19 protein-coding genes are annotated in these 22,643 nt (G+C 53.4%); 18 read left to right on the forward strand and 1 reads right to left on the reverse strand.

Going from position 1 to position 22,643, the window contains the following annotated elements; genetic code table 11:
* The first annotated feature begins 29 nt into the window (after positions 1-29).
* The 9 genes from IPM39_06790 (at position 30) to IPM39_06830 (ending at position 12,418) form a co-directional block, all read left to right on the forward strand.
* Positions 30-2,519 (forward strand): hypothetical protein, encoded by a 2,490-nt coding sequence (locus tag IPM39_06790; protein MBK8985776.1) that lies wholly within the window; start codon positions 30-32, stop codon positions 2,517-2,519.
* A 74-nt stretch (positions 2,520-2,593) separates the two neighbouring features.
* On the forward strand, positions 2,594-3,061 hold the full coding sequence (locus IPM39_06795) for a GrpB family protein (protein ID MBK8985777.1): 468 nt from the start codon (positions 2,594-2,596) through the stop codon (positions 3,059-3,061).
* Between the two features lie 685 nt (positions 3,062-3,746).
* A complete protein-coding gene (locus IPM39_06800; protein ID MBK8985778.1) occupies positions 3,747-4,946 on the forward strand; it encodes a hypothetical protein in 1,200 nt (399 codons plus the stop codon).
* Positions 4,947-5,979: 1,033 nt separating this feature from the next.
* Positions 5,980-7,611, forward strand: a complete 1,632-nt coding sequence (locus tag IPM39_06805; protein ID MBK8985779.1) for a polysaccharide biosynthesis tyrosine autokinase — start codon at positions 5,980-5,982, stop codon at positions 7,609-7,611.
* 260 nt (positions 7,612-7,871) lie between these two features.
* Positions 7,872-8,393 (forward strand): transcription/translation regulatory transformer protein RfaH, encoded by a 522-nt coding sequence (locus IPM39_06810; GenBank protein MBK8985780.1) that lies wholly within the window; start codon positions 7,872-7,874, stop codon positions 8,391-8,393.
* Positions 8,394-8,680: 287 nt separating this feature from the next.
* A complete protein-coding gene (locus tag IPM39_06815; protein ID MBK8985781.1) occupies positions 8,681-10,000 on the forward strand; it encodes a nucleotide sugar dehydrogenase in 1,320 nt (439 codons plus the stop codon).
* Between the two features lie 71 nt (positions 10,001-10,071).
* Positions 10,072-11,082, forward strand: coding sequence for a GDP-L-fucose synthase (locus IPM39_06820; protein MBK8985782.1), 1,011 nt, complete (start codon positions 10,072-10,074; stop codon positions 11,080-11,082).
* Between the two features lie 681 nt (positions 11,083-11,763).
* The gene (locus tag IPM39_06825) at positions 11,764-11,976 is read left to right on the forward strand and encodes a hypothetical protein (GenBank protein MBK8985783.1); all 213 of its coding nucleotides are present in this window, start codon (positions 11,764-11,766) and stop codon (positions 11,974-11,976) included.
* A gap of 43 nt (positions 11,977-12,019) precedes the next feature.
* The gene (locus IPM39_06830; GenBank protein MBK8985784.1) at positions 12,020-12,418 is read left to right on the forward strand and encodes a hypothetical protein; all 399 of its coding nucleotides are present in this window, start codon (positions 12,020-12,022) and stop codon (positions 12,416-12,418) included.
* Positions 12,419-12,488: 70 nt separating this feature from the next.
* On the opposite strand, the gene IPM39_06835 is transcribed toward IPM39_06830, so the two are convergent.
* Complete coding sequence (locus IPM39_06835) at positions 12,489-12,728, reverse strand: hypothetical protein (protein MBK8985785.1); 240 nt, start codon at positions 12,726-12,728, stop codon at positions 12,489-12,491.
* Positions 12,729-13,218: 490 nt separating this feature from the next.
* On the opposite strand from IPM39_06835, the gene IPM39_06840 reads away from it, so the two are divergent.
* From IPM39_06840 to IPM39_06880, 9 genes are all read left to right on the forward strand, one after another.
* Positions 13,219-13,839, forward strand: a complete 621-nt coding sequence (locus tag IPM39_06840) for an N-acetyltransferase (protein ID MBK8985786.1) — start codon at positions 13,219-13,221, stop codon at positions 13,837-13,839.
* A gap of 30 nt (positions 13,840-13,869) precedes the next feature.
* The gene (locus tag IPM39_06845) at positions 13,870-14,943 is read left to right on the forward strand and encodes a DegT/DnrJ/EryC1/StrS family aminotransferase (GenBank protein ID MBK8985787.1); all 1,074 of its coding nucleotides are present in this window, start codon (positions 13,870-13,872) and stop codon (positions 14,941-14,943) included.
* Positions 14,940-15,941 carry a Gfo/Idh/MocA family oxidoreductase gene (locus IPM39_06850; protein ID MBK8985788.1) on the forward strand — a complete coding sequence of 334 codons (1,002 nt, stop codon included), beginning with the start codon at positions 14,940-14,942 and terminating at the stop codon, positions 15,939-15,941. Before IPM39_06845 ends, IPM39_06850 begins: the two co-directional genes overlap by 4 nt.
* Before the next feature lie 8 nt (positions 15,942-15,949).
* Complete coding sequence (locus IPM39_06855) at positions 15,950-17,269, forward strand: nucleotide sugar dehydrogenase (GenBank protein ID MBK8985789.1); 1,320 nt, start codon at positions 15,950-15,952, stop codon at positions 17,267-17,269.
* A gap of 4 nt (positions 17,270-17,273) precedes the next feature.
* The gene (locus tag IPM39_06860; protein MBK8985790.1) at positions 17,274-18,755 is read left to right on the forward strand and encodes an oligosaccharide flippase family protein; all 1,482 of its coding nucleotides are present in this window, start codon (positions 17,274-17,276) and stop codon (positions 18,753-18,755) included.
* Between the two features lie 70 nt (positions 18,756-18,825).
* Positions 18,826-19,485 carry a methyltransferase domain-containing protein gene (locus tag IPM39_06865; protein MBK8985791.1) on the forward strand — a complete coding sequence of 220 codons (660 nt, stop codon included), beginning with the start codon at positions 18,826-18,828 and terminating at the stop codon, positions 19,483-19,485.
* Between the two features lie 100 nt (positions 19,486-19,585).
* On the forward strand, positions 19,586-20,557 hold the full coding sequence (locus IPM39_06870) for a tetratricopeptide repeat protein (protein ID MBK8985792.1): 972 nt from the start codon (positions 19,586-19,588) through the stop codon (positions 20,555-20,557).
* A gap of 391 nt (positions 20,558-20,948) precedes the next feature.
* Positions 20,949-21,674: a glycosyltransferase family 4 protein gene (locus tag IPM39_06875; protein ID MBK8985793.1), complete on the forward strand. Its 726-nt coding sequence runs from the start codon at positions 20,949-20,951 to the stop codon at positions 21,672-21,674.
* A gap of 226 nt (positions 21,675-21,900) precedes the next feature.
* A complete protein-coding gene (locus IPM39_06880) occupies positions 21,901-22,635 on the forward strand; it encodes an FkbM family methyltransferase (GenBank protein ID MBK8985794.1) in 735 nt (244 codons plus the stop codon).
* The last annotated feature ends 8 nt before the right edge of the window (positions 22,636-22,643 follow it).

The following is a 22,643-nucleotide window of genomic DNA, read 5'->3' on the forward strand; positions in this document are numbered from 1 at the left end:
CCTATCGGCTCCACGGGCAGGAGCAAATCATGAACCACCTTCTGGTAACAGCCGAAGTAACTATCTTTTTGGCCGATGGCGAGAAAAAAACCATCCGCGCGGAACGGCGGCGGCCCAGCACCAGCGACGGACCGCGTGATCGCGCCGAGGCGCCGCAGCGCCAACGCCCGGCGTCGCCGCCCCCGTCTGGCGGCGGCGGCAGTTCACCCAGACCGAGTTCGTCCTCAGGTTCCGGCGGCGGCGGCCAGCCGCCCAGCCTGCTGCTGATTGGCCTGGTTATTTTGCTGCTGGTGTGCGGCCTGCCGCTGATGTTCCTGTTTGGCGGCGATGACGACGGCGAACCGGCAAGCAGCAGCGCGCCGGTTAACAACGCCTCGTCCGGGCAGCCGGCGGCCAATTCGGCCGGTTCTTTCGCCGAAGGAGCCACAACCAACAACGAGCCATTCCTGCCGCCGCCCGCCAGCACGGCCGGGCAAACCTGGCTGGTCATGCTCTACGCCGACGCCGACGACAAAATCCTGGAGCAAGACATTTTCCTGGACCTGAACGAGGCGGAGCGCGCTGGTTCGACCGACCGGGTGCACATTGTGGCCCAGCTGGACCGCTTTAAGAAGGGCTTTCAGGGTGATGGCGACTGGACATCGGCGCGGCGCTATTATATTACCCAAGACGACGACCTGAACCGCATTAACTCGGAGATGATGGCCGACCTGGGTGAGGTGAATATGGCCGACGGCCGTACCCTCATAGATTTCGCCACCTGGGCCATGCAAACTTATCCGGCCGACAAATACGTCCTCATCTTGTCGGATCATGGCATGGGTTGGCCGGGCGGCTGGAGCGACCCCGCGCCGGGTGCGGCGGGCGACAGCCGCATTCCCCTGGCCGAGGCGATAGGCGACCAGTTGTACCTGATGGAAATAGACGAAGCGCTGGGCGAAATTCGCCGCCAGACCGGCGTGGACCAGTTTGAACTGATCGGCATGGACGCCTGCCTGATGAGCCACATTGAGGTGTTCAGCGCCCTGGCGCCCCATGCCCGCTACGCCGTCGCCTCGCAGGAGGTGGAACCGGCGCTCGGCTGGGCCTATACCAGCTTCCTCTCGGATCTCACCAGCAACCCGGACATGACCGGCGCCGACTTGGGGCGGCAAATTGTCGCCAGTTACATTCAGGACGATCAGCGCATTGTGGACGACGCCGCGCGGGCGGAGTTTTTGCAGCGGGGGTCGCCGTTTGGCAGCCTGCTGGGCGGCCCTTCGGCGCGGCAGGTCGCCACGCAGTTGGGGCAGGATATTACGTTAACGGCCGTAGACCTGGCCGCCATCCCCAACGTACTGACCCGCCTCAACAGTCTGGCTTACGCCCTGCAAACCGCCAATCAACCGGCCGTCGCTCAGGCGCGTACCTATGCCCAATCCTTCACCAGTGTGTTTGGCGGTGATGTCCCGGCATCTTATATTGACCTGGGCCATTTTGTGCAAATTTTGCAGCGCGAAGCCCGCAACAGCAGCGTCTCCCAGGCCGGCGACGCCCTGCTGACGGCCATCAACCAGTCCATCATTGCGGAGCGGCATGGACCGCAGCGGCAGGGGGCCAGCGGCATCTCCATTTATTTTCCGAATTCGCAGTTGTACCGCAATCCGCTGACCGGGCCGCAGTCGTACACGGCGATTGCCAGCCGCTTCGCCCAATCCTCCCTGTGGGACGATTATCTGGCCTACCATTACACCAGCCGCGCTTTTGAACCAACCGCCGCCGAATTGGCTGTGCCGGACCGCAATACGGCCGTGACCGCCCCCGGCGCGGCCGCCGTCCAGATCAGCGCCATCACTCTGTCTGGCAGCGAAGCCGCGCCCGGTCAGCCGGTGCTGCTGAGCGCCGACATCAGCGGCGACGCTATCGGCTACATCTACTTCTGGACCGGTTTTTATGACCAGGCCGCCAATTCCATTTTTGTCGCCGACACCGATTACCTGCAAAGCGGCGAAACGCTGGTGGTGGATGGCGTCTATTACCCTGCCTGGGGCCAGGAGGAATTTACACTAGAATTTGAGTGGGAGCCGTTGATGTTTGCCATCAGCGACGGCACAAACTCGGTGTTGGGCGCGTTGTCGCCGCAAAACTACGGGGCGGAACCGGCCGACGCCACTTACACGGTTGACGGGATGTATACCTACGCCGATGGCGGTGAAACGCGCTATGCGCGGCTCTTTTTCCGCGATGGCGTGCTGCGGCAGGTGTTTGGCTTTACCGGCCAGGACAGTACCGGCGCGCCGCGTGAAATCATCCCGCAAACCGGGGACACGTTTACTGTGCTGGAGAAATGGCTGGACCTGGACGCCAGCGGTGAGGTTGTCGAGACCACTTACCAGGATGGCGGCACACTGACGTTTGGCGACCAGATGTTTACCTGGCAAGAATTGGACGCGGCCGTTGGTGAGTATGTGGTAGGCTTCATCGTGGAGGACCTGGACGGGAACACGTATGAAGCATATACCGACGTGACGGTGCGCTAAAATTGACCAGTGTGGACAGACAAGAGGCCAAACGTCTGGTAGAAATTTGTCCGTATGACCCGGCCTGGGCAGAGATGTTTGTCGCTGAGGCGGAGCGGCTGACGGCCGTTTTCCGCCCTATCCTCGTCGCCCTGCACCACATCGGCAGCACGGCCGTGCCTGGTCTGCCGGCCAAACCCACCCTGGACATCATGCCGGTCGTCACGGACATCGCCCAGGTGGATGCCCTGAATCCGCAGATGGCTGCTTTGGGTTACATTGCCAGGGGCGAGCATGGCATCGCTGGCCGCCGTTACTTTCGCAAGGGCAGCGACGCATTCCACACCCACCACATCCACGTCTATCAGGCCGGCAGCCTGGAAATCAGCCGTCATCTGGGCTTCCGTGACTATTTACGCGCCCACCCGGAGGCGGCGGCGGCATACGGCCGTCTGAAAACCAGCCTGGCCGCCCAATACCGCGCCGATCCACTCGCCTACACCAACGCCAAAGCGGACTTCATCACCGAGATTTTGCGGCAGGTGGCGAGCCAATATGATTAAGTTAAGCATTTGTGGCTTCCGGTGATAAACTGTAGCTGCTAAGAGCCGAAAGGTTTCCTGGCATGGTAGAAGATTGTCAACGCTGAACTTCTGACTAACTGGCTGATTGACTGACAAAACTTATCTAACCGCGGAGAACGCAGAGAGCGCGGAGGCTGTACTAGCAGCCTGTCGGAGAACTCAGGATAGGTACACGGATTGAACGGATTCGACGGATTTTTACGGAGAAATCACCAGAAAATCGGTCACTATCTTTGCAGTTTTTAGACCTACCAGAGAGGATGTCATACCCGCGAAGGCGGGTATCCATCTGATTCACCAGAGTGGATTCCCGCATTCGCGGGAATGACAATCAAAAGTGCAAACATGGTGTTGGTGTCAATCCGTTAAATCCGTGTCATCCGTGTATCCATTTCTACTTTTCCGACAACCTGCTAGAGAAAATCTCCGCGCTCTCCGCGGTGAAAATCTGAGATTTGTCAGTCAACCAGGACTAACTGGACAGTGTTACATTCATGCACCACAAGCGCCAGGGAATGAATTCCCTGGCTAAAACAGGGCAGTATGCTGAAGCATACTCTGGCAGCGCCGCTCTGATAGTCTGCTTGAGCAGACTTTTTATGGCAGCCGCCGAATTCATTCGGTGGTCTCCAGAGGTGGCTAATCTAACATTGTCAAACTACCAATGATGAATTCTGGACCCTTTTTACTAATTATTGGCCCGCTGCTGGGGGGGCTGACGGCCGTGTTATTGCAGCGCTGGGCGCGGCTGACGGCCGTCAGTGGCGCGGTGGCGTCTGGCGCGTTGTGGTTGGCCTTGCGGCTGTCCAGCGGCAGCCAGTGGCCGCTGTTTGGCGTTTCTTTTGTGCTGACTGACGAAGGGCGGGCATTGTTCCAGGGGCTTCTCCTGCTGCTGGGGCTGCTGTTTGTGCTGGCGCTGCGCTGGCCGCCAGGACGCCACGCCCTGCCGGCTTGTCTGGCGGCTGTGTCGCCGCTGGCGGCGATGGTGATGGTACGGCCGTTGACCCTGGGAGCGTTGTTCCTGGTGTTGGCGGCGGTTCTGCTGGCAGTGGGCGCCGCCAACGGAGCGGCGGTGGCCGCCGCCAACGGAGCGGCGGGGGTAAGGTCGGCGATGGCCGCCTGGCGCTACCTGATGATGGCGCTGTTGGCGCTGCCTATGCTGCTGTTGGTCGGTTGGCTGGCCGACGCGCCGGGCGCCCTGCCATTGGGCGCGGCGCGGGTGTTGGCGGTGGCATCCATTATTCTGGTGGGCGGTTTTCCATTTATGCTGTGGGTGCGGCCGACGGCGCGGCAGGCGGGTCCGCTGCTGCGGCCGTTTTTGTTTGGCGGCGCGCCGTTGGTGGTGATGGCCTTTTTGTTTAGCTGGCTGCAAGTGCGCCCTGATTGGCAGGCGGATCCTGGGTTCCAAACCTGGCTGCGTTGGAGTGGGCTGATGACGGCCGTGTTGGGTGGTCTGTTGGCGGCGACGGCGGCTGATTGGGATGATTTGCTGGTCAGTTTGCTGCTGCTGGATGTCGGTGCGGGGTTGCTGGTTTTGCTGCTGCCGGGGGCGTTGGGCTGGCAAACGGCCGTGTCTATTCATGTCGGGCGCGCGGCTGGTTTGCTGTTGGCTGGTGTTGGCCGGTTGGGGGTATGGCGACGGCCGTTGGCCGTTGGCTTGATGGCCTATGGCTGCCTGACGCTGCTGGGGCTGCCGCTGACGCTGGGGTTTAACGGCCGTTGGGCGCTGTTGGCTGGCCTGCCGGGTCAAAACGGCGGTGGCGTGGCCGTGGGGCTGCTGCTGCTGGCGCAAGCAGCCGGGTTGTGGGGCGTGGCGCATTGGGCGTGGCGCATTGGACGCAGCGCTGATTCTAGCGCACCCTGATTTGCACTATTCCTCAAAGAGGTCTATAGTTGTTTCCTGAGCCAATAATTATAGTAGCCGGACCAATTCCTTAGAAATATTGTAACTATACAGCCCCTTTGGGATTGCACCACCGAGACGCCGAGCGTATCGAGGATTTACAGGTTCAATCGTAACTACTAAGCCCTCTCTGGTTGTCATACCCGCGAAAGCGGGTATCCATCATCATCGCCAGAGTGGATTCCCGCCTTCGCGGGAATGACCGGCTTAGTTACGTTCAATCTCGGTATTCTCATTGACGCCGTGGTGAACAGCTACGAACTTCGCGGGAATGACCGGCTTAGTTACGTTCAATCTCGGTATTCTCATTGACGCCGTGGTGAACAGCTACGAACTTCGCGGGAATGACCGGCTTAGTTAGGTTCAATCTCGGTATTCTCATTGACGCCGTGGTGAACAGCTACGAACTTCGCGGGAATGACCGGCTTAGTTACGTTCAATCTCGGTATTCTCATTGACGCCGTGGTGAACAGCTACGAACTTTGCGGGAATGACCGGCTTAGTTGCGTTCAATCTCGGTATTCTCATTGACGCCGTGGTGAACAGCTACGAAATAGTTAGACATTTGAATAACCAAAACAGTGTGGCATGTTGGAGCAGTATTGTTATGTACGGACCAGGTTGTTCTGACACTTTAAGTTAGAACGATTCCAGCGTTAGTTCTAGTTTTCCGTGCCGGGAAAGCAACAGCTTGTTTGCAGCCAATCAATTGCGCGGGGTTCGTTCATTTTCAACTGTGGACTTTTGTTATGCTCGTTTGCCGCGCAGTCAGTGAGTTTAGTCCTATAGGCGTTAACAGAGCCACTCTCGACAATTAGTTGTCATTCCTTCGGCGCTGCTCAGGACCTGTCTGAGCGGAGTCTGCGAACCGAAGACTCCCCTTTTTCCTGCCGCAAGGGGATTCTTCCTCGAAGACTCGTCAGAATGACATATTCTTTTGCCAGACAACGCGGCAAAAGAGGTAGTTACTGGCAATGATAAATTGGGTGGTCATATGGAAATTCGGCAATATATAGCGGTTCTTTGGCGTTGGTGGTGGCTCATTGTGATGGGGGCGTTGGCTGCCGGGGCAGCCTCTTTCCTGATAAGCCGCGCCCAAGACCCTGTTTACGAAGCCACTTCTATTTTGTTTATTTCTGAGGGCGCAGCCAACACAAGCACAGATTTCAGTTCTCTTCAGTACAGCGAACGTTTGGCGCAATCCTACGTTCAACGGTTGACCAACTATGAGGTCCTGGCGCAGGCCATTACCAATTTGGGGATATCGTTGGAACCGGGTGACCTGAAAAAGAATACCCGTGTTTCTTTGTTGAATAACTCTCAGCTCATCTCCTTGAATGTAGAGCATACCGATCCGCGTATAGCCGCTTTGTTGGCTAATGAGATCCCGACTGTTTTTGCCGAACGAAATCAAGCCATCCAACTGGAACGGTACGCCAATTCTAAGGCTAATCTGGAAAGCGAGCTTCTGGATCTGCGGGCAGAGTTGACGGGCATTGACGCCGCGCTGGCCGAAGCGCAGCGCAATGGCGCGGCGCAGGCTACGATTGACCGCCTTTCTAACCAATCCATTCAACTGCGCGATACCCATACACGCATCCTGCAAAACTTTGAAGATATTCGCGTCGCCGAAGCCAGCAGCCTGAATAACATCATCATTGACGAATATGCCCGCATACCCGACGTGACCGTCCGTCCGCGAACAGTGACCAATACGCTGCTGGCGCTTATTGTTGGGGGGATGGTGGCCGTGGGAGCGATTTTCCTGATTGAGTATCTGGACGATACCATTGCTGATCCAACCAGCGTTGAGCAGTCTGTGGGGCTGGCGCTTTTGGGCAATATTTCGCGGATGCAGGCGCCCGAAGGGGAAAATTGTTTGGTGATGATTCATGAGCCTCGTTCGCCGACGGCCGAAGCGTATCGTCAACTGCGCACCAATGTTCAGTATGTGGGCGTCATCCATGAACTAAGGACTATGTTGGTCACCAGCGCCAATATGGCCGAGGGAAAATCAACCACCGCTTCCAACCTGGCTGTTGCTCTGGCTCAGGCGGGACATCGCACGCTTTTGGTGGACGCCGATCTGCGCCGGCCGTCTTTGCACCGCCTATTTGACCTGACGAACCATGAAGGATTGACCAATTTGCTGTTGAACCCGGACGGCAACGATACCTATTTTCAGGAGACCAATGTGCCGGATCTGCGTGTCCTCACTTCTGGTCCACTGCCGCCTTTTCCGGCTGAACTGATTGCCTCGGAGCGAATGACTCGGCTCGTTGCGGTTTTGGCCGAACAGGCTGATTATGTGATTTTTGACAGCCCGCCGGTTTTGGTGGTAACGGATGCGGTTTTGCTGTCGCAGATCACCGATACGACGCTGATAGTTGTGGAAGCGGGACGGACGCGCACGCAGGCGCTGGTTGACTCGGTGCAGCAGATAACGGCCGTTAATGGTCATATCGCTGGCGTCTTGCTGAACAAGATAGATGCGCGCCGCGGTAATTACTATTACTATCATAACAGTGGTTACTATCACGAAGAGGGGCTTATGCCCGCCAGTCGGAAAATGCGCATCGCCGGTCTGTTTACGCTGTCTGTCTCATCCCTGCAATTTTGCAAGTGATGAGACTCTATCGGAAATAACTTGATGGCGCGCAGGCTGGTTGAGTGACAAATCTCAGATTTTCACCGCGGAGAGCGCGGAGGACGCGGAGATTTTCTCTGGTAAAGCCTCCGCGCTCTCTGCGTTCTCCGCTGTTAGATAAGTTTTGTCAGTCAATCAGAAATCCGTGTCATCCGTGTATCCATTTCTACTTTTCCGACAACCTGCTAGACTTGCAACCAGATTGATCTGTTCAAGAAAGCCTGTCTGAGTCGGGATTCATGATGTCTATACGTTGGTATGCGCTGCGCGTTAAACCGCATAAGGAACAGTTTGTTTGCCAGCAGTTACAGGCGCAGTCGGTACAGTTTTATTACCCGTCTGTGCGGGTGAAGCCTGTCAATCCACGCTCGGCGACGGTACGGCCGTTTTTCCCCGGTTATCTCTTTGTGCAGTTAGATATTGAGCAGGAAGGAGTGGACGCCTATCGCTGGCTGCCGGGCGTGCATGGCCTGGTGATGTTTGGCGGCGTCCCGGCGGTGGTCCATGAATCGTTGATTGCCGAGATACGCGGCCGTTTGCAGAAGATTGAGGCGGTCGGCGGGCTGACAGCGGAAACGTTTCAGCCTGGCGACCGGGTACGGATTGTGTCTGGACCGCTGGCCGGGTATGAGGCGATTTTTGACGCCCGGCTGCCAGGTAAGGAGCGGGTGCAGGTGCTGCTGGCCTTTCTGAGCGCCCAGCCTAAGCCGGTGAAACTGGATGCGCAGCATGTGCGCAAAGTGGATGGCGAAGCTGGTTAGTTGGTTCGTTGGTTGTAAGGTACTATGGCGTTTTGGGGTGGTTGCTTTTATGGTAACGTCTGATGGTTGGCGGCAGGTTGATGGCGATGGTTGATACGGGGGTGGTAATTGGCGCTTTAAGGCAACCATTCTACAATCGAAAAACAAATGTGATGGGTACGGCCGTCTCGCAGTTTAGGGACGGCGATTTCTGTGCCCTGGCGGTTATGATTGGCTTGCCCTTGCCCGTTGTGTCGGAAGGGCGGAGCGTGCAAGAAACTGATTTCTAATTTATGGAGTAAAAAGACGTGACTACGAAGGAAACATTATTACAGAAGTTTGCCGCCCGAGAGGCGACGATTGGCATTATTGGCATGGGTTATGTGGGGCTGCCGGAGGCTGTGGCTTTTGCTGAAGAGGGCTTTACCGTATTGGGTGTGGATGTAGACGGCCGTAAAGTCGCCATGTTGAACCAGGGGGAGAGTTATGTGGAGGATGTGCCGGACAGCCAGTTACGGCCGTTGGTGGCCGCCGGCAAACTGCGCGCCAGCACCGATTACTGCGACCTGAGCCAGGTAGACGCTATTTTTATCTGCGTGCCCACGCCGCTGCGTAAAACCAAAGACCCAGACGTTTCTTATATTATCAGCGCCACCGACAGCATCATGGCGGCCGGTGGTGGGGCGGGCAAACTGGTGGTGCTGGAATCCACCACCTATCCTGGCACTACCGATGAGCTGATTCTGCCCCGCCTGAGCGAAAACGGCTATCAGGTGGGTGTGGATTTTTTCCTGGCTTTTTCGCCGGAGCGTATTGATCCCGGCCGGACTGATTTCACCTTCCGCACGACGCCCAAGGTAGTGGGCGGGGTGACGGCCGATTGCGTCGCAGTGGCTCTGGCGCTGTACAGCACGGTGGTAGACCAGCCTGTGCCCGTTTCCGGCACGGCCACGGCCGAAATGGTGAAGCTGCTGGAGAACACCTTCCGCGCCGTGAACATCGGCCTGGTCAACGAAGTGGCGATTATGTGCGACCGCCTGGGGTTGAACGTTTGGGAAGTGGTGGCGGCGGCGGATACCAAGCCATATGGTTTCATGAAATTTACGCCGGGGCCAGGGCTGGGCGGCCATTGCATCCCCATTGATCCTCATTATCTCAGTTGGAAGTTGAAGACGGTGAATTACACCGCCCGCTTTATTGAATTAGCCAGCGACGTGAACAGCCACATGCCGGAATACGTGGTAGACAAGGTCGGCGCGGCGCTGAACACCGAACGCAAGGCTGTCAATGGCAGCCAGGTTTTGGTTCTGGGTGTGGCTTACAAACCCAACGTCGGCGATGTGCGTGAAAGCCCGGCGTTGGATGTCATCCATCTGCTGCAAGAGCGGGGGGCGGTGGTGAGTTACCACGATCCTTACGTGGCCGACCTGACACATGAAGGCTTTGATCTGCAATCGGTGGACCTGACGGCTGACACGCTGGCTGCGGCCGATTGTGTGGTGATTGTGACCGACCATCGGGATTTTGATTATCAGGCCATTGCCGACTGCGCCCCGGTGATTGTGGACACACGCAACGCATTGACCCACCGCAATCTAACGGCGCAAGGGCGTGTGGTCAGGCTGTAGGAATTGTGAATTGTGAATTGTGAATTGTGAATTGTGAATTGTGAATGGGTTGTGTTTTTGGGAGATGATGAATGACGGAACAGAATTGGCCGAACGGCCGTGCTTTTTGGCAAGATAAACAGGTGATTGTGACCGGCGGGGCCGGTTTCCTTGGCTCCTTTGTAGTGGACAAACTGCGCCAGCGTGGCGCGGCGGAGGTCATTGTACCGCGCAGCGCCGACTACGACTTGACCCAACTAGAGGCCATCCGCCAACTGTTCCGCGACGCTGGCTACAATCCCCAATCCGCAAGCCGCAAGCCGCAATCCCAAATTGACATGGTGATTCATCTGGCGGCGCGTGTTGGCGGCATTGGGGCCAATCGAGAGAATCCGGCCACCTTTTTTTATGACAATCTGATGATGGGCGCGCAGCTGATTCACGAGAGCTATCTGCACGGTGTGCCCAAGTTTGTGGCGGTGGGCACAGTGTGCGCTTATCCCAAGTTTGCCCCTATCCCGTTCCGTGAAGAGGATTTGTGGAATGGCTACCCGGAGGAGACCAACGCGCCGTATGGCCTGGCCAAGAAGATGATGCTGGTGCAGAGCCAGACCTACCGCGAGCAGTATGGCTTTAACTCGATTTTTCTGCTGCCGGTGAATCTGTATGGCCCACGCGACAACTTTGACCTGGAGAGCAGCCATGTGATCCCGGCGCTGATCCGCAAATGCCTGGATGGGCAGGCGCGGGGCGATGACCATATGGTGGCCTGGGGTGATGGCTCGCCAACGCGGGAGTTTTTGTACGTGGCGGACGCCGCGGAGGGGATTTTGCTGGCCGCGGAGCGGTATGATGGTTCTGAGCCGGTGAATCTGGGCAGCGCGTATGAAATCAGCATTAAAGAGCTGCTGGAGACGATTGCCGGGTTGACGGGTTTTGCCGGCCGGATTGTCTGGGATACGAGTAAACCGAATGGGCAGCCACGGCGTAAGCTGGATACGACGCGGGCGCGGGAGTTGTTTGGTTTTGAGGCGAAACGGCCGTTTGCCGATGGCCTGGCGGAGACGATTGCCTGGTATGCGCAGGTGGCCGGTGGCGGGTAGTAAGCGCGGTAGGGATACCGCGGCTATAAGCTGTGGTAAGCCGTAAGCCGTAAGCGTAGTACGGAACACGGCATGGTTCATCAAGCAAGACATCTTCTTTACAAATTTGCGCTGCGTTGTCATGCTGAGCGGAGTCTTCGGCCCTGAGCAACGTCGAACGGGGAAGCATCCCGCTCCCGCCAGAGGAGGGGGATGCTTCGGAGGATGCTTCGGCGGCCTCAGCACAGGCTCTCAGCATGACGCGCTTTCTTGCCAAATTTGTAAAGCACAATATCGCCTGGAATGAACCATGCCCGGAACACGGTACACGAACAGCCGGTGTCATATACCTGTGGCGCTGCCGCGGCGGCCATGGCGTCATTCCTTCGACGTTGCTCAGGGCCGAAGACTCCGTTCAGCATGACATAACCTGCAACTTGCGTACCGAAAAAGTAAATCGTACTAAAACGTAACTACTAAGCCCCCTCTGGTTGTCATACCCGCGAAAGCGGGTATCCATCATCATCGCCAGAGTGGATTCCCGCCTTCGCGGGAATGACCGGCTTCGTAGTTACACTAAAACTGCAAAGATAGTGCTGAAGCATACTGCCCTGTCTTAGCCAGGGAATTCATTCCCTGGCGCCTGTGGTGCATGACTGTAACATTGTCAAGGTAGTATCTTCTCAAAAAAGCGCGGCAGAGTTGGTTGAGCCTGTCGAAACCAACGGCTTCAGCCGAACCAACGGCTTCAGCCGGACCAACGGCCTCGGCCGAACCAACGGCCCCAGCCGGACCAACGGCAGCAGCTTAAACGTGCAGCGGTTGGACGCCATGCGCCGACAGCGCCACTTGCCAGTGGGCGCGGCGCAGGCACAACAGTCGAGTTTCCGCAGGTCTGGGCGCCAGACCTGTTGAGGGGACAAAAATCTTATATTTTTGTGAATGGAGGTAAATTATCATGGCAAGTAGAATTCAGGCTATCAATGCGTATCGTCCCAAGATAAAACTGGGGCGCACGGCCGAAACCAGTGAACTGGTGGAGTTTATCGCCCGCAGCACCGGGCTAAACGAAAGCGGCGTGCGCCAGGTTTTGTTGGAACTGCGCGACACCGTCATCTTTTTTAACAAACAAGGACGGTCCGTGAAACTGGAAGGGCTGGGGACCTATGCCCCTTCCATTGACCTGGAGGGCAAGATCAAAATCAGCCACCGCGCCGACCAATCCCTGAAAAACGCCATCAACGCCCAGGGCGCATTCCAGGGTAAGATCGAAAACCGGGAAAACATCGGCAAAACCGGCAATGAGCTGGTGGCGATGTGGAACGGCCAAAACCCGGAAAATGTCGCCAGTTCATAAGTGTCAACTTAAGCGGCAGACCTGAGAAAACCTGTCAGGTCTTAAGTTGACAGTAATGGTCGCCAGTTAATTAGGGCATCGGTCCGTGCTGTTCTTCGGAAGAACTCCTTGCCGGAAGTTTCTTCCGAAGAATTTCTTCCGAAGAGTTTCTTCCGAAGAAAAAAAAGTTTCTTCCCAAGAACGGATCGGTTTCTTCCGAAGAAAAAAAAGTTTCTTCGGAAGAAACTTGCGCCAGGCGCTTTGGGGTTTTTTTGCCGGGAACAGCGTCCCGGCTGCCGCTGCGCGGGGCTTCTTTGCCGCCTTCGGCCATCCCCCATCAGCCGCCGGTATCTTCTCAATATGTCAGGGTCAATCGGTGGCAAAGAGGTAAAAGCCGGGTTTACCCGGCGTTGTTTTATAGACCGGCGCTTTAGCTGGTCATTGCCGGCTGTCTGCTGCGCCTGGAGCTAAAGCCCCAGGCTAAACAACGACGCCCCGTAAACGGGGCTAGAGACGGCCGTGACGGTTACGACAAGCCTCCCGGAGGCTCCCCAGATGATTGAGATGTTACATTAGACTTTATTGGAAATAACTTGATGGCCCGCAGAGGCGCGGCGGTGTTTTCCTTTGCGTCTTTGCGCCTCGGCGCGAGAACTTTGATTTCCGATAATCGCTGTTGACTGATTGGCCGCCAACGCGGGTTGGACAAAATAACCATTGCTGAAAATTGAAAAGGATGTAAGCTGACAAGGAATTTGCGGTAAAGCGGCTGATCATTTGGTCAGACGATACATAACATAGTTTAGACAGAGTATACCTTTATGAATATCCGTATTCATCCCACGGCAGAAGTAAGCCCCAAAGCATCACTCGGCAATGGTTCTGCTATTTGGAACCATGTCCAGATAAGAGAGAGTGCAGTTATTGGTCGGAATTGCGTTCTAAGCAAAGGAGTCTATATTGACTTTGGCGTACAAATTGGCGACAACGTCAAAATCCAGAATGGCATTTCCGTTTACCACGGCGTCACCCTGGAAGATGGCGTATTCTGCGGCCCCCACTGCGTCTTCACCAACGACCGCCAGCCACGGGCCATCAATCCCGATGGTTCGTTAAAAGCGGCTGACGACTGGATATTGAGCGAAACGCTGGTGCGTACCGGCGCTTCTATCGGCGCTCATGCAACCATTGTTTGCGGCGTGACCATCGGTCGTTGGGCCATGATTGGCGCTGGCGCTGTGGTAACGAAAAATGTCCCCGATTACGGGCTTGTTTACGGCAACCCGGCTAAATTGCACGGTTTTGTCTGTCCTTGTGGCGCTAAGTTAGAACGCGCTTCATTTAAATCAGAACAGACTGGCAACACAGTGTTAATGCGCTGTTCCCAATGTCAGGCTGAAATATCTATTCCCCTTAACGAGTATGATCAACTTGTAAAATAATCATGTTCAACACTCAAAGGAGCAAATCACGTGATCCCTATTTCCAAACCCTTTATTGGTGAAGCTGAAAAACAGGCGGTAATGGCCGTCCTGGACTCCGGTATGCTGGCCCAAGGCCCGCGCACCGCCGCTTTTGAAGAGAAGTTTGCCGCTGTTTGCGGCGTTAAACATGCTGTGGCTGCCTCTTCCGGCACCACGGCCCTGCATATTGCGCTGCTGGCTCACGGTATCGGGCCTGGCGACGAAGTTATTACCACCCCCTTTACCTTTATCGCCTCGGTGAACAGCATTGTTTATACAGGCGCTAAGCCGGTTTTTGTGGACATTGATCCGGAGACGTTCAACATCAACCCCGATCTGCTGGCGGCGGCTATTACTCCGCGCACGAAAGCGATTATGCCAGTGCATCTTTATGGCTATCCGTGCGATATGGACGCCATTATGTCTATCGCTGACCAGCATGGTCTGGCGGTTATTGAGGATGCGGCCCAATCTATTGGCGCCACCTATAAAGGGAAAATGACTGGCAGCTTTGGCACGGGTTGTTTCAGCCTATACGCCACCAAAAATGTGATGTCGGCCGAAGGCGGCATGATCACCACCAATGATGACGATATTGCCCAACGCTGCCGAATGATCCGCAATCATGGGATGCAGCGCCGCTACTACCATGATATGTTGGGTTTTAACTTTCGCATGACCGATCTTCACGCCGCTATTGGGCTGGCGCAGTTAGACCGCCTTGATGAGTTTACGAGCAAGCGTCGTGCTAACGCCGCTTATCTAAACGCCCACATTACCAGCGTGAAGACCCCGACTGTGCAGGAAGGGTACGATCATGTCTGGCATCAATACACTGTCCGCGTCAACGGTGGCCGTAACCGGGATGAAGCAGTCAAGCAGTTGACGGAAGCAGGCATTGGCACGGGTATTTTTTACCCTGTACCGGCCAATAAGCAGAGCCATCTGGCGGCGATGGGGTTGGGCGGCGATACCTTGCCCGTTACCGAGCAGATAGCCACTGAGGTGATTTCGCTGCCGGTGCATCCGCAGCTTTCCCAGAGTGATTTAGAGACGATTGTCAGTGAGGTGAACAAGCTATGAGCGCCAAAGTTGCCGTTATCGGCGTAGGCTCTATGGGGCGCAACCATGCCCGCGTGTATACGGAATTACCGGAGGCGACGCTGGTTGGCGTGGTTGACGCCAACGAAGCGGCTGCCGCCCAAATTGCCCGGCGTTATGGCACGGAGAGCTATACCGACTACATTCGTCTGTTAGATGAACAAAAACCGGAAGCTGTCACCATTGCCGTACCCACTGTGGATCATCTGGAAGTGGCCCTGGCTGTTATTGAGCGGGGCATTCATTTGTTGATTGAAAAGCCGATTGCTTTTACCGGCGATGAGGCGCGTCAGATTATCCAGGCGGCCGATGCGGCGGGAGTTAAGCTGATGATCGGCCATATTGAACGGTTTAACCCGGCCGTCACTGCCTTGAAAAACCGGCTGGCTGCTGGTGAGTTGGGGCGCGTCTTTCAGATGGACGCCCACCGGCAAGGACCCTTCCCGGCCCGCGTGCAGGATGTGGGCGTGGTGATTGATCTGGCCGTTCACGATCTGGATGTGATGCGTTATGTGAGCGGGTCTGAAGTCGTGCGAGTTTATGCTGAAACGGAGCGGCGCATCCATAGTTCCCACGAGGATTTGTTGACCGGTCTGATTCGGATGGATGACGGGGCCATCGGTACGTTGATCATCAACTGGCTGACGCCGACCAAAATCCGCGAACTGTTGGTAACGGGCGAAACTGGCCTGTTCCGCGTGGATTATTTGACCCAAGACCTATACTTTTATGAGAATGCGACGGCCAATGGGGAAGATTGGGACACCATTCGTATGCTGCGCGGCGTCAGCGAGGGGCGAATGATTCGCCATGTGGTGGCCAAGAAAGAACCGCTGCGGGCGGAGCAGGAAGCCTTTTTGGCGGCCGTGCGCGGCGAAGCCCCGGTCGCCGTCACCGGCGAGGATGGTCTGAAGGCGCTGGAACTGGCGCAGGCGGTTGTTACCTCTGGCCTGGAAAACCGGCCCATCAAGATTGGGTAAGAAAATCTATGCTGTCACAATTAAAACAAAAAATTGAACGGAAAGAAGCCGTTATTGGCGTGATTGGCCTGGGGTATGTGGGGCTGCCGGTGGCCGCCGTTTTCGCCCAGACCGGGTTTCAGGTCATTGGCGTAGATATTAAGGCGGAGCGGGTAAACCTTATCAATCAAGGCGTTTGCCCCATTGAGGGGGAAGAGCCGGGATTGGCCGACCTGTTGGCTGAGGTGGCGGGTGCTGGCAAGTTGCAGGCAACGACCGACTACCAGGACTTAAGCCAGGCAGACGTGATCTTGATTGATGTGGAGACGCCGGTTGATGATAACCACCAGCCCCAATATGTGGCCCTGAAAGCGGCCTGCCGCGCCTTAGGGGCGGTTTTACGGGAGGGCGCGTTGGTGATTGTCGAATCTACCATCGCGCCCGGCACGATGGATCGGGTTGTGGGACCGCTGCTGGCGGAAGCGAACGGCCGGGGCATCAATGAGGGCTTTTACCTGGGGGCTTGCCCGGAGCGGGTGATGCCTGGCAAGCTGCTGGCTAATTTGCGCCAGATGAGCCGCGTTTGCGGCGGCAGTACGCCGGAGATTGCCGAATTGATGGTTGCCCTGTACCGTCATATTGTGGCGGCGGATCTGGATGTGGCTGACTGCGTTACCGCCGAACTGGTCAAGACAACGGAAAACGCTTTCCGCGACGTGAATATCGCTTTTGCCAATGAGGTGGCCTTGATTTGCGAGGCGGTGGGCGGTGATGTCTGGCGGGTGCGCGAACTGGTGAATAAAAGCCCCGGCCGGAATATGCACTTCCCTGGTGCGGGCGTGGGCGGACACTGTATTCCCAAGGATCCCTGGCTATTGGCTTACGGCGCTCAGGGGCAACTTGATCTTTCCTTGATTCCGGCGGCGCGGCGGGTCAATAACCAGATGCCGCTGCACATGGTTGACCTGTTGCAGAGCGCCCTGGAGACACAGGGGATTGCTCTGTCCCAGGCGCGGGTGGCGGTGTTGGGGTACGCTTATCTGGAGAATTCTGACGATACGCGCAATACGCCCAGCGCAGTTTTGGTGGAGCGGCTCCGGGCTGCTGGGGCTGAGGTGCGGATTCATGATCCCTGGGTGGCTGAGTACGAGGGCGACTTGTTAGATTGTGTACGCGGTTGTGACGCGGCCGTCTTGATGGTGGCTCATACTGCCTATAAAACAGTTGATTTGATAGAAATTGGCGCGATTATGCGCACGCCTGTTTTGATTGATGGTCGTCATCTGTTTAGCTTGAGCCAGGTGAATGCTGGTAATTTTGTATACCGGGTAATAGGGCGGGGAAGCTGACCAGATGGATTTGCCTGAGACTATTGCCGATTCTGCAGAAGCGGTGCTGGTAAAGCGTAAAACCAGCTTTGCTGGAGATGTGCTGAAGCTCGTTTCAGGCACCGCTATTGCCCAATTCTTGGGAATAGCAGCCTCGCCTATCTTAACACGCTTATATCCTCCTGAAGCGTTTGGCATTCTGGCGCTTTTTACTTCAATTACTAGTATTTTAGGTGTGATGGTTTGCATGCGTTACGAATTAGCCATCATGCTTCCGGAAAGTGATGAGGAAGCAGCTAATCTGTTGGGTGTCAGTTTATTTTTTACCATCATTGTCTCCTTATTAACTGTGCTGGTAGTTTGGTTGGTTAAAGAACCTTTGCTATATTGGTTAAATGCACCGGGTTTAAGACCTTATCTCTGGTTGCTGCCAGTGGCCGTTTTTGTGTCCGGTGTTTTTGGATCCCTTAATTACTGGAATTCTCGCACTAAACATTTTGGTCGAATTTCTATTGCCCAGGTGAGCCGATCCGTACTTTCTACTTCGGTGCAGCTTGGACTTGGGTTTGTGGGGTTTGCCACCGGTGGTACTCTTATCGGCGCCAGTGTGGGTGGGAGTGCGTTAGCCACCGCGGTTCTTGGTGGACAGACCTGGCGGGAAGACAAAAAGCTGTTTCTGGGATCTATCAAGTGGCAAGAAATGTTGCAAGAGATCAAGCGATATCGTAAGTTCCCACTTTACGACACATGGTCAGCTTTGCTCAATACAGCTTCGTGGCAATTACCAGTACTTATGCTATCGAGTTTCTTCTCTTCAACTATTGTTGGCTACTATGCTTTTGGTTATCGAATTCTACAAATACCAATGAGTTTCATTGGCAGCGCCATTGGTCAGGTATTTTTTCAACGGGCCTCGGAAGCTCACTTACGTGGAGAGCTAGCTGCTGTAGTAGAAAACACCTTTCAACGATTGGTGATGATTGGGTTATTTCCTATGCTGATGTTGACTTTCATCGGCCATGATCTTTTTGCCGTAATTTTTGGTGCGACTTGGGCAGAGGCTGGTGTATATACCCAGATACTTAGCATTTGGGCCTTTCTTTGGTTTGTTTCCTCTCCATTAAGTACGATATTCAACACATTAGAAAAACAAGAATTCCTTCTCAAATTCAACATGGTAAATTTTGCAACCCGCTTTGCCGCCCTTTATATGGGTGGTATCTTGCAGGAACCCCGTATAGCCGTTTCCTTGTTTGCAGGTACCGGAGTGCTTGTTTATGGATATCTATTGTTGTCAATCTTAACAGCTGCCGGTGTGAGCTTGCATAGAATCGTGCAAATTTTGACTAAACCTGTGCTTATGTTTTTGCCTGCTGGCAGTGTTTTGCTTTACCTGTTTATGGCCGACAGTAAGATTGAAATACGTTTGTTGGTAGCAGGATTCCTGTTGGGTCTATATTTTTTGTTTTTAATTAAGACACAATTTACATTTAACATAATTAAGTAAAAAATCTTGAGCTTAATGTCCGATAAACAAGAAATCCGATGCACTAACCAAGGTTTTATGGAGGCAGAACATGAGAGGATATGATCGAGAAAAGAATCTGGATAGAGAAATCTATTATTCAGATCATTATTTTTCTTATGGGCAATTGTGGTCATTTACTGAGCAAATATATCATATTAGCCAATTTAAACCTCAAAGACTAATTGAGGTGGGCGTCGGAAATGGTTTTGTTTCAGGATTCTTCAAAACAATGGGGATCCATGTAAAAACATTTGATATTAACCCTAACCTTTTTCCTGATATTGTTGCCCCTTTACATGATCTAAGTGATTTTGTACATTCAAATGAATTTGATTTAATATCGTGTTGCGAAGTGTTGGAACATATACCTTTTGAGGAGTTTGAAAACTTGATCGGACAGTTTTCTACTCTCTCAGAGAGACTATTTCTCACTCTTCCTGTCCATAGCAAATATATAGGGTTTGGCGGACTTATCAGATTACCTAAATTCCTTCGATGGGTTGGCATTTGGTTAAGGCTGCCCATGAAATCAAGGCAATTGTTTGACTCGCACTTCTGGGAAATTGATTATGACGATAAGACTAGTAAAAAGGAAATACTAGGCTTATTAAACAAATACTATTGGAAAGTGGAAACAGGGTTGTTTAAGGCCAATCCTTATCATCGCTACTTTAGTTGTTCAGAATCCAGAAATCTGAAGAAAAGCTGAACCTAATGTAGTGTATTGTTTTGCTATGTTCTGTCTCTTATCTGAACCTTAGAGTTGATTCTGAATAAATTTCAAGATACTTCTGCTTTTATATGGCATTATGAAGCGTTTGAGCTTTTCTACAGGCAAAAGGGATCTTCAAAGCCCTATCTACTCTCGTGCAATCGTGCTAGTTATTATCATTATTGCGCTGTTCCCTCGAGTTCGAGCAGTAGTAGGAGACACAAAAGAAAATGTGGCAGATTTACCAGCACTTTCGGTGCTTGCTACTGATGTTCTTGTCAAAACACCTATATCGCCATGTTACTATGGATTATCTTTGACTTTTCCAGAGGCGGCGCTTATGTCAAAGCAAGTGGAATACTCTGGAAACAGTGCAGATATAACTTGCCTTCAACAACAACTGGCTTTATTCCCTCAAGGAAGAAGTGATATCCTGGCTATACTACAACTCGATGCGTATTGGGAGTCTGGCTACCATGAACAGGCGTGTAAGCAGATTAAGAGCCCAGAAGCAATTTATAAGGCAATCCAACTGGCTCAGCAGTCAGCAGTGTCTGGCGATTATGAAACCACGGCAATCTATTTAGATTGCATTGAGTGGATGAAACGGCGATCATCACACCATTCTGCGGCCATGCTTTACCGCGAATTAGGTATCTATTATCAAGAAAGGGGCATGAGTGCAGAAGCATTTCGAGCGTACAAATTTGCAGGCGAACTGCATCCTACAGTTTGGGCTGAGCCATACATTGCGCAGTCTGATATACTCTGGCACTCAGGTCAGCAAGAAATGGCTATCCAGGTACTAGAAAGCGCGTTAGCACGAAGTACAAACGCAACGGCAACGTATCAACTGGCCAGGGCTCTTGGTCTACGCTTGGAGGAGATGGGGCTGCAACGCCCGGCATACTGTGCAATGCGCCGAGCGTTGCAGGTAGAGGGTGCTGTAGCTCTAAACAGTGCTCCAGAAACATGGCGCATGGATTTGCGACAGCGAATATCGCGTCTTGAAGACTCTGAAATTATTAACGATCGTTTGTATCCCGAGGTGTGTGATGGCAGCCAATAGTCCATTACAATCTGTAGTTATCTCTATGCTAGCGGCTCCCACGTCGAAATTAGGTGGGCAGGAGATACGGTGGGGGCGGCTGGCCCAACATTTGCTACATCAATCGACATACCATCAAGTTCGAGTTGTGATAAACTCCAGTTTCGCAGAGTGCTTACGCAATGTTGGCATCCATCTAGATGGCCACAACGTCATCGTTATGCAGGATCGTCAATCCAAGCTCGCCCACAATTTGATCGCCCAATGGACCCTGTGGAAGGCTATACCAAGAGATTCAATCATCCATGTACCAGCCGTGGGTATCAGATCAGTTTACACAGCGCTCCTGTCCAGACGCTTGCGAGGGTGTAAAGTGATTTACTCTTACACGACCAACACGTTCCGTGGATACTTGAATAATCCAGTGAATATCAAGGGCTTTAAGATCGTCCAGTGGATTGCAAAGCATGTTGATCTTTTCGAGGTGATTAACCCGGGACTTGACTGGCATGGCATAGTCCCTGAAGCAAAACTACGCATTGCCCCATGCAGCTTTTCCGATCCAGTTACATTTAGACCTGCTGACAAGAAAGCGGATAAGGTTGTGTTTGCGGGACATCTCTCTACTGCCAAAGGGGTATATCTTCTAATAGACATTCTTCAATCCTGGCCACATTATGATTCGACGATATTCACGATCTGCGGTGATTCAGATGGAAGTTCGATCAGCGAGAAAGCAGAACGAAGACTGGATGAGTTATGTAACGCAAGACCTGGCTGGAAGCGGATTCGACTGGCTGACGTTTCTGGTGAATTGAGTGATGCGAAAGTCTTCTTGTCACTTCAGGAAATAAGCAATTATCCTTCTCAATCTTTGCTCGAAGCGATGCTATGCGGTTGTTGTATTGTCGCTACGAACACCGGTGAAACAGATTTGCTAGTACGTGAACCGTACGGGGTGTTAGTCGAAAAAGATGCACCAGTTTCCGAGGTTGTTCAAGCAATACAGAGATTTCTGGGGATGTCAGAGAATCAGATTCAATTGCGAGGCAATACTGCTAGACAATTCGTACTTGAAAATCATGTCTTGGACAGATATGCAGATCATATTGTGAAGTTATGGAATGAACTGTCATGAGTACTCATTCAAAGGTTTTCATAGAGATATCGCTATGGTACAGCACTTTAGAACTTTCTATTGGCACATATCGCGCAATCCTTTAACCAAACATCATCGGCTTTCAGCGACCATGCGATATGTGCGTCACCAGATGTTGATGAGATATGGAATGTGGTGTGGGGTCACAGGGTGGATCATGCCGTTTGTTGAGAATACACGAGTGCTTGTGTGCCCAGGTGGATATTTGAATGCGATCTCGACATTCGGTTTACCTGAGTTGCCAGAAATGGCGTTTCTTCTCCACGCGCTGCAACCATCCGACGTCTTTGTAGACGTAGGTGCCAATGTGGGAGCATTTACACTATTGGCATCTGGTGTTATCGGTGCAAGAACAATCGCTGTTGAACCCATCACATCTACGGTTCAAGAATTACACACCAACTTACAGTTAAACGGTCTTCAAGATTCCGTAACAATAGTGCCTGTTGCCGTGGGTGACAAGACCGCCACGGTAAGGATGGAAATGAATCGAGACGTTACCAACCGCGTGGTTTCAACGGATGCTATCACTGATACCATTGAAGTTAAGTCGACAACGCTGGATGAGATCGTACCAACAGGGTCTCGGAGTCTTGTGGTCAAGATAGACGTAGAGGGTTACGAGACACCAGTGATCAAGGGTGCTCACCATCTTCTGGAGTCTGGTGCTGTTCGTGCGCTGATAGTTGAGACTATGGGACAAGGGGCACGTTATGGATACAAAGAGAACGAACTTCATGAGTATCTTCTATCCATTGGATATAACTCATGTGAATATGATCCAATCAATCGTTGCCTTATCCAGAACGCTCCGTATCAACCCTTTGCCAAACAATATGTAACTGACTCAACGATTTATGTTCTTGACTTCGCCGAAGTATCAGAACGCGTCAAGTTATCTTCTCGGTATCATATTCACGGAATAGGAACCGATATTTAACACCTTTG

This window comes from Candidatus Leptovillus gracilis (assembly GCA_016716065.1).
GTDB classification, from domain to species: domain Bacteria; phylum Chloroflexota; class Anaerolineae; order Promineifilales; family Promineifilaceae; genus Leptovillus; species Leptovillus gracilis.